An 8795-nucleotide genomic window follows, 5' to 3' on the forward strand; every position below is an offset into this window, starting at 1 on the left:
AATTCAACTGATCCAGATTTAAAAATTGAAGCTTCAAAAGGAAAATCTTTTATACTTTCTACGGAACAAGTCAATCAACTAAAGAAATCGACAAACTTTTCAGCATTCAGTAAAATAGTTGAAGAACGTGTTTTCTTTTTATATGACGAAAAAGAACAAGTTGCCTACATAAAAGGGGTCGATTCTTTATATTCTGATGTTACGCATTTTAACGAACAGCTTTTTGCAGGTTCTTGGATTGAATCAGAAACTAATCAAGCTATTATTGGTGCTGGAATAATGCGTAAACTTTCAATTGGTTTATTAGATTTTAATAATCGATTAGAAGTTATTGCTCCAAAACCTAAAAAAGGGCAAATTTCTAGCGAAGATGATTTTAAACGTGCATCATTAATTCCTGTTGGGGTATATTCTTTGAATGAAGAAATTGACAACAAATATGTGTATTGCGATATTGAAATAGCTCAAGAATTACTTGGTTTTAAGCCAAATCAAGTCACAAATATTGAATTTAAAATCAATCCTAATTCAGGTGAAGAAAAAGCAATAGCTGAATTAAAATCAATTTTTAAAAATAATGTTACTATAAAAAACAGAGCCCAGTTAAATGATTCACTTTACAAAATGCTGAATACAGAAAACATTGCGGTATATCTTATTTTTACTTTAGTGATTATCATAGCTTTATTCAATCTAATTGGAGCCTTAATCATGATGATTATCGATAAAAAATCAAATTTAAAAACCTTGTATAATTTAGGCGTGGAAGTAAAACAATTGCGTGGAATATTCTTTTTTCAAGGTGGTTTGCTTACTTTTTTTGGCGGATTAATTGGATTAATTCTCGGAATCCTTATAGTAGTAATTCAACAACAGTTTAGTCTAGTTATGGTAAATGACTCTTTGCCTTATCCTGTAGTTTTTGAAATCAAAAACATTTTAATTGTAATTTCAACAATATATTTATTGGGAATTATTGCTTCTTGGATCGCAAGTAGCACGGTTTCGAAAAAATTAGTGGAATAGCTTACGAAAATTGATAATCTGCATAAACATCTGCAATTTCATCAAAAATTTTCATTAATCCATTTGAATCATCTGTAGTAACCAAACGTTGTTTATATTCTTTAAAAGAATGAATTCCTTTAAAATAATTGGTATAATGTCGACGCATTTCTATAATTCCTAAATGCTCCCCTTTCCAGTCCATTGACCAAATTAAATGGTTTTTTGCAGCATCAATTCTATCATTCATATTAGGTTGATCTAAATGTTCTCCCGTTTTCATAAAATGCTTGATTTCATTAAAAATCCATGGGTTTCCAATGGCTGCTCTTCCAATCATGATTCCATCAATTCCATATTTATTTTTGTACTCCAAGGCTTTTTCTGGAGAATCAATATCGCCATTTCCAAAAATAGGCATTGTAATTCTTTGATTATTTTTAACTCTTGCAATATGAGACCAATCTGAATGCCCTTTATACATTTGAGCACGAGTTCTTGCATGAATTGACAAGGCTTGAACACCAATATCTTGTAATCTTTCCGCAACCTCATCAATATTTATAGAAGCATCATCCCAACCCAAACGAGTTTTAACCGTAACTGGTAAAGAAGTTCCTTTAATAACTGCTTTTGTTAAGCGAATCATTAAATCAACATCTTTTAAAACTCCTGCTCCTGCTCCTTTGCATACTACTTTCTTTACAGGACAACCAAAATTTATGTCAACCAAATCAGGTTGAACTGTATCAACAATTCTGGCTGACATTTCCATTGCTTCTTCATCACCACCAAAAATTTGAATTCCAACTGGCCTTTCGTAATCAAAAATATCTAGTTTTTTCATGCTTTTCATTGCATCGCGAATTAATCCTTCTGAAGAAATAAATTCAGAATACATTAAATCAGCCCCATGCAATTTGCACAATCTACGAAATGGTGGATCACTTACGTCTTCCATAGGTGCAAGTAATAAAGGAAATTCTGGTAAAACTATGTTTCCGATTTTTGGCATTTTTCTAGCTAATATTTTTGCAAAAATACTAAAAAATTATGGTTTGAATCTTAAGGAAAAAAAAATCAGCATATTATATCCAAAACTTTGAATTATATTTGCAAATTAAATGCAATCGCATTGCTACATAAAGAAAGAAAAAGAGAATGAAAAACATTAGAAATTTTTGTATAATAGCACATATTGACCATGGAAAAAGTACGTTAGCTGACAGATTGTTAGGTGCTACTCAAACCGTAACTGCTCGTGAAGAAAAAGCTCAGTTATTAGACAATATGGATTTGGAACGTGAACGTGGAATTACCATTAAAAGTCACGCTATTCAAATGGAATACAAATATAAAGGTGAAGATTATATTTTAAATTTAATTGACACACCTGGTCACGTTGATTTTTCTTATGAAGTTTCTCGTTCTATTGCTGCTTGTGAAGGAGCTTTGTTGATTGTTGATGCAGCACAAAGTATACAAGCACAAACGATTTCTAATTTATATTTAGCTTTAGAAAATGACTTGGAAATTATTCCGGTTTTAAATAAAGTGGATTTACCAAGTGCAAATCCAGAAGAAGTTAGTGATGACATTATTGATTTATTAGGATGTAAATTAGAAGATATTATACATGCTTCAGGAAAAACAGGTTTTGGTGTTGAAGATATTTTAGCCGCCATTATCGAAAAAATTCCAGCTCCAAAAGGAAATGTTGACGAACCGTTACAAGCCTTAATATTCGACTCACATTACAATCCTTTTAGAGGAATTGAAGTAATTTTCCGTGTAAAAAATGGTGAAATTAAAAAAGGTCAGAAGATTAAATTCATGGCAACAGGAAATGAATATTTTGCTGATGAAGTTGGAACCTTAAAATTAAATCAAGTCCCAAAAAATAAAATTTCAACAGGTGATGTTGGTTATTTGATTTCTGGAATAAAAGAAGCAAAAGAAGTAAAAGTTGGTGACACTGTAACAGATGCAAAAACACCAACAACCAATATGATTACAGGTTTTGAGGACGTAAAACCAATGGTATTTGCTGGAATTTATCCAGTTGATACAGATGATTTTGAAGACTTACGCGCTTCAATGGAAAAATTACAATTAAATGATGCTTCTCTGGTTTTTGTACCAGAAAGTTCAGCAGCCTTAGGATTTGGTTTTCGTTGTGGATTCTTAGGCATGTTACACATGGAAATTATCCAAGAACGTTTAGAACGTGAGTTTGACATGACTGTAATTACTACAGTTCCCAACGTTTCGTATCATGCTTTTACTAAAAAAGAGCCTAACACTATTTTAATTGTAAATAATCCTACGGATTTACCTGAACCTTCTAAATTAGACCGAGTTGAAGAGCCTTATATAAAAGCAACAATCATTACAAAAGCTGATTTCGTTGGTAATGTAATGAGTTTATGTATTGAAAAACGTGGTGTAATTACCAATCAAACATATTTAACAACGGAACGCGTTGAATTGACTTTTGACATGCCTTTAGCTGAAATTGTTTTCGATTTTTATGATCGTTTAAAAACAGTTTCTAAAGGATATGCTTCATTTGATTATTCACCTATTGGATTACGTGAGTCTAAATTAGTACGATTAGATGTTTTATTAAATGCTGCATCAGTTGATGCACTTTCTGCTTTAATTCACGAAAGTAGTGCTTATCACATTGGTAAGAAAATGTGTGAAAAATTGAAAGAATTAATCCCAAGACAACAATTTGATATTCCAATTCAAGCAGCAATTGGAGCAAAAGTTATTGCTCGTGAAACGATAAAAGCTCTTCGTAAAGATGTAACTGCTAAATGTTATGGTGGAGATATTTCTCGTAAAAGAAAATTACTTGAAAAACAGAAAAAGGGTAAAAAGCGTATGCGTTTAGTAGGAAATGTTGAAATTCCTCAAGAAGCATTTATGGCTGTTTTGAAGTTGAATGATTAAGAAAAGAGAATAGAAAAAAGATACAAGAAGAAAGAGGAACCCGATGACGCAAGTTGTTGGGTTTTTTATTTAGCAAATACACTTTCAACGTTGTACCTTTGCAACTTCTAATTTAGAATTGAAAAAATGATAGAAGACAAAAACCCTCAAAGAACAGATTTATCGCAATTAGGTGAATTTGGATTAATAGAACATTTAACTAAGCAATTTGATGTAAAACAAAAGTCAACACTAAAAAGTATTGGTGATGATGCTGCAGTGATTGACTTTAAGAAGAAAAAAGCTGTAATTTCAACAGATTTATTGGTTGAAGGTGTTCATTTTGATTTGAGCTATATGCCTTTGAAACATTTGGGATATAAAGCCGTTGTAGCGAATCTTTCGGATATTTATGCAATGAATGCTACTCCGACTCAGATAACAGTTTCTATTGCGGTTTCTAATCGTTTTCCACTAGAAGCTTTAGAAGAGTTGTTTGACGGAATTGCATTAGCAGCTAAAATCTACAATGTTGATGTTGTTGGTGGTGACACAACTTCTTCTCAAAAAGGAATGATTATTTCTATAACTGCTATTGGTGAAGCTGATGAAAAAGATTTAGCTTATAGAAATGGTGCAAAAGAAGGAGATTTATTAGTTGTAACTGGAGATTTAGGTGCAGCTTATATGGGTTTACAAGTTTTGGAACGTGAAAAGCAAGTTTTTCAGGTAAATCCAAACAACCAACCTGACTTGGACGCTTACACTTATTTAATTGAACGACAATTGAAGCCGGAAGCACGAAAAGACATCAAAGAATTATTAGCACAATTAGACGTTAAACCAACTTCTATGATTGATATTTCGGACGGACTTTCTTCTGAAATCATGCATATTTGCAAACAAAGTAATGTGGGTTGTAATTTATTTGAAGAAAAAATTCCACTTGATCCACAATTAATTGATGTCTGTGAAGAGTTTAATATTGATAGCACTACGATTGCTATTAATGGTGGTGAAGATTATGAATTGTTGTTCACTATTAAATTAAAGGATTTTGATAAAATAAAAGCCAATCCTAATTTAACGGTTATTGGACATATTGTAAACGAAAAAGAAGGAAATCACTTAATCACAAGAGCAAATACAAAAATTGCTTTGAAAGCGAAAGGTTGGAATGCTTTAAGTTCTGACAATTAAGTTAACATACAGTCATTTAAAGTTAAATTTAAATCAATAAGCAATTTACAACGCAACCTTTTGTTGATTTTATAATCCACATAAAAATATAAATTTTATGAAAAAATTATTTGTTGTGGTAATCTGTTTAACTTTAAATTTTACTTGTGTTTCTCAAGAAGATTCTTTAAAAAAAATTAATTTAAAAAATCATGAAATAAAGCTTGATGCTTTTCAAATTTTGGACAACTCTGTTTATTTAACTTATGAAAATTTTACTTTTAAAAAATTTAGTCTTGGTACTAGTTTAGTTTCAAATTTAAAAAAACATGATTTTAAAATAGAACAATTTTCTATTAGTCCTTTTGTTAGATATTATTTAGACAAAAATAATGTTTACAAAGCAAACGGATTCTTTTTTGAAGCATTTTATAAGTATTTGGAAGGTGTTGATACTTTTTTTATTCAACCAGAAGATGTTTTGGCCCCAAGAATAGAAACTATTTCAAGTTTTTCTGCAAATGTTATTGGAGCTTCATTTGGAAAAAAATGGGTAACCGAATCAAATATTTCAATTGAATTAGTAGCTGGTTTAGGTAGGAATTTAAAAGATATTCCTTTAGAACCTTTATTTTTTCCTAAATTTAATTTTAATATTGGTTATAGATTTTAATTTAGACTTAGGTAAAACAAAAAAGCGCAAACAATAAATGTTTGCGCTTTTTTAATTTAAAATAAAACAAAACAGATTTAGGCATAGTAGGTTAAGTTTCGCTTGGGGCAAATACAGGGCTACACATTCATCTGTTTTATAAAATTTTGTTTTTAAACTTTAAGCAGAAAAAAATTACGAAAAATTTACGCTTAAAGTTTATTTAATAGACACATAAAATATTATAAGAACGTATGAGAAATATTTTGTTGTTATTTCCTTTTGCTAAATTACAATAAAGCACAATAAGTTGTCTGCGGTTTCAACCTCTTTGTGTTACGGTTTTGCCGTATTTTTATAAAAACCCTCTGTCTCTTGCTTCTCTAATTAAGTCTTCATCAGAACCTCCTTTAACTTTAAAAAGCTCTTTTAAGCTTAATTTTCTTTTTTCAATAGTACTTAGAGACATAGAAGTGTACATTGGAATATTCTTTGTTTTAACTCCTCGAGAAATATGATATAAAATTTGTCTATCTAGCTCGTCAATTGGGCTGCTTTCTATAGAAGCTGACTGACTTACATATTTTACGACTGTTTGGCTATAGTAATTATCTCCATGCAAAATTTTCTCAAAAGCATTTTTAAGTTCTTCAAAGGTTAAATCATTTTTTATTATTAAACCATTAGGGTTAATATTTTTAATAATGTTTAAAATTCGTAAAGAATCGGACAACATTGTTAACATTATAATTTTACATTGAGGCTGTTTATTTTTAATTATTCTAGCTACATCTTCACCCGTTAATACATTTCTTTCTTCAAATGCTGGCATACTGACATCTAAAAAAGCCAAATCTATAAGAGGTGTATCGCTACTGTTTAAGGTTTCATATGCTTCTTTGCAGTTACTAGCTTTTAATACAGTAATTTCATATTCATTCTCATAGGTTTTTATTGTATTATTATATGCTTCAATGATAAAAGGATGATCATCGGCCATAAATACAGTTAGTTTTTTCATAATTTAAAATTCTTTGTTGGGGTTTAGTTCTAGTATAATTTGTGTTGTTGTGCCTTTGTTGATTTCTGAATCAATTGTATAAATTGCATTTATTAGGTTTGCTCTTTCTCTCATGTTCTTAATACCTATACCTTTAGATGCTTTTTTGTAATTAAAACCTTTTCCATCATCTAAGATACTAATTTTCAAATTGTTATTATCATGAACAAATGAAAAAATAACTTTTTTAGCATTTGCATATTTGTAAATATTATGGAATGTCTCTTGAAATATTCTATATAAATTGATTTTTTCTTCCGCAGAAAGTTTTTCCCAAGGCACTTTCTTATTGTAAGTGTAATCAATATTACTTTTAAGAAGTTTTTCTTCTTCTTCAACAAGTCTATCTATCATTAATTGATAATTATTAATGATATGTCGTTTTTCATCATTTAATTCGTGAGAAATTTGTCTAATTTGTTTTTCTACCTGAATTATTTCTTGAATATATTTTGCTTTGTCATTTTTTATTTGTTCTGGTTCTTGATTGTTTAAGAAATCAAGGTTCATTCTAGCGCCAAACAACTTTCCTAAAACACCATCATGTAATTCTTGAGAAATTCTTTTTTGTTCTTGGGCTTTTACATGATCCATTTGAGATTGTTGATTAATCATCAAACTATATACTTCTTCATTTGCTTTTTGTTGCTCCTGAATTAAGACAAACTCTCTTTGTTTTTGTTTCTGCCACCTATAAATATAAAACATAGATAACAACAAAGCACCAATTACAAAATAATAAATTAATTGTTTATTTCGCTCAGCCAACAAAAAATTTTCATTGTTTAATTCATCTACTCTATATTCAATTCGGGCAAAGGTGTTTTGAGTTTTTTTATCTACGGATGCTATACTATCTGTCAATTTTATATATTCATTAGAATAATATTTTGATTTTTCTGGAAAAACATTAGTTAGTTGCTTTAGAGCAATTAGTTTTTCTCTATATAGTTTTTCTTTAACTGATAAATTATATGCTTCAAGTGCAAATCTTTGAGCACTTATTATATCATTTTGTGATTCATAAAATTCAGACAATTGAATTTTTGGTTGAATTGAGGATAAATTAAGACTATTAAAGTTTTTTATAATTTCATTATAATCATTTTTAAAATTATCAATTTGCCCCAATTTAAATTTTGAAAACAACATATATTCTTTTGCCATTGTGTAAACTTGAAGATTTGTGTTTTCAAAACCTTTTACATCAATAGCTTTTTTATAATATTGAATTGCTTTTTCATAATCTTGTTTTTTAAAACAAACTAATCCTAGATTATTATATGCAATACCGTTAAAACACTTTGATGGATCTAAATTCTTGGTTAAATCTAATGCTAAATTTAAATATTCAATTGATTCTTCATACTCTTTTAGTTCAATTTTACTTATACCTATTAATGTATATGCGATATTTAAATTTAAATCGTTTTTTTGTTTTTTTAATGAAAAAAGGGCCTTAAAAATTGTTGTTTCACATCCCAAATAATCACCAGCTTGATATTGAGATGAAGCTTTGTTAAGTGAATGTTCGTTTACTTTCTCTAATACTCCTTTTTTTGCATAAATTTTTTGAACTTTATCAAAATTAAAGAATGCGCTATCGTGAATATTTCTTTTTAAATAAAAATATCCTAAATTGGAATAAATTTTTGTAATTCTAGCTGTATCTTTAAGTTTTATTGCGTCTGATAAATTAACTTGACTTGCTAATATATAATTTTTGTTATCATTATATTTTAAAAAATTATAAGCTATTGTGTCATTGTTTTTTATACGAATTGAATCAATTGAAATTTTTTTATTTAAGCTAAAAGTTCTATTAATAAAATTTAATTTTAAAGAATCTTTAGTATTATCTGTCTTTACAATTTTATTATAATATTTTATACTATCAATGTAGACATTAACAGATAAGTTTTCATCTATTTTCTCTTTACAAGAATTAAAAGAAAATAAAAG

At 28.9% G+C, this 8795-nt stretch carries 7 protein-coding genes; 4 read left to right on the forward strand and 3 right to left on the reverse strand.

Annotation, left to right across the window (positions count from 1 at the left end; genetic code table 11):
• A partial coding sequence (locus AACZ53_RS12215) for an FtsX-like permease family protein (RefSeq protein WP_339838871.1) occupies positions 1-1026 on the forward strand: 1026 nt, incomplete at its 5' end.
• A 1-nt stretch (position 1027) separates the two neighbouring features.
• Here the strand turns inward: AACZ53_RS12215 and dusB are convergent.
• Complete coding sequence (dusB, locus tag AACZ53_RS12220; RefSeq protein ID WP_339838873.1) at positions 1028-2020, reverse strand: tRNA dihydrouridine synthase DusB; 993 nt, start codon at positions 2018-2020, stop codon at positions 1028-1030.
• A 146-nt stretch (positions 2021-2166) separates the two neighbouring features.
• On the opposite strand from dusB, the gene lepA reads away from it, so the two are divergent.
• The 3 genes from lepA to AACZ53_RS12235 all read left to right on the forward strand — a co-directional run bounded on the left by lepA (position 2167) and on the right by AACZ53_RS12235 (position 5794).
• The gene (gene lepA, locus AACZ53_RS12225) at positions 2167-3963 is read left to right on the forward strand and encodes a translation elongation factor 4 (RefSeq protein WP_339838875.1); all 1797 of its coding nucleotides are present in this window, start codon (positions 2167-2169) and stop codon (positions 3961-3963) included.
• A gap of 126 nt (positions 3964-4089) precedes the next feature.
• Positions 4090-5142 carry a thiamine-phosphate kinase gene (thiL, locus tag AACZ53_RS12230; RefSeq protein WP_339838877.1) on the forward strand — a complete coding sequence of 351 codons (1053 nt, stop codon included), beginning with the start codon at positions 4090-4092 and terminating at the stop codon, positions 5140-5142.
• Between the two features lie 97 nt (positions 5143-5239).
• The gene (locus AACZ53_RS12235) at positions 5240-5794 is read left to right on the forward strand and encodes a hypothetical protein (RefSeq protein ID WP_339838880.1); all 555 of its coding nucleotides are present in this window, start codon (positions 5240-5242) and stop codon (positions 5792-5794) included.
• Between the two features lie 334 nt (positions 5795-6128).
• Here the strand turns inward: AACZ53_RS12235 and AACZ53_RS12240 are convergent, their stop codons facing one another.
• Both AACZ53_RS12240 and AACZ53_RS12245 read right to left on the reverse strand, forming a co-directional pair.
• Positions 6129-6794, reverse strand: coding sequence for a response regulator (locus AACZ53_RS12240; RefSeq protein WP_339838882.1), 666 nt, complete (start codon positions 6792-6794; stop codon positions 6129-6131).
• 3 nt (positions 6795-6797) lie between these two features.
• On the reverse strand, positions 6798-8795 hold a 1998-nt coding region (locus AACZ53_RS12245; RefSeq protein WP_339838885.1), incomplete at its 5' end, for a tetratricopeptide repeat protein.

Source organism: uncultured Flavobacterium sp. (assembly GCF_963975005.1).
In the GTDB taxonomy this organism is placed as follows: domain Bacteria; phylum Bacteroidota; class Bacteroidia; order Flavobacteriales; family Flavobacteriaceae; genus Flavobacterium.

Excerpts from the sequence above, each read along its gene's own strand:
- thiL (WP_339838877.1), top strand. The coding sequence starts at position 4,090 with ATGATAGAAGACAAAAACCCTCAAAGAACAGATTTATCGCAATTAGGT.
- AACZ53_RS12240 (WP_339838882.1), bottom strand. The coding sequence starts at position 6,794 with ATGAAAAAACTAACTGTATTTATGGCCGATGATCATCCTTTTATCATT.
- lepA (WP_339838875.1), top strand. The coding sequence starts at position 2,167 with ATGAAAAACATTAGAAATTTTTGTATAATAGCACATATTGACCATGGA.
- dusB (WP_339838873.1), bottom strand. The coding sequence starts at position 2,020 with ATGCCAAAAATCGGAAACATAGTTTTACCAGAATTTCCTTTATTACTT.
- AACZ53_RS12235 (WP_339838880.1), top strand. The coding sequence starts at position 5,240 with ATGAAAAAATTATTTGTTGTGGTAATCTGTTTAACTTTAAATTTTACT.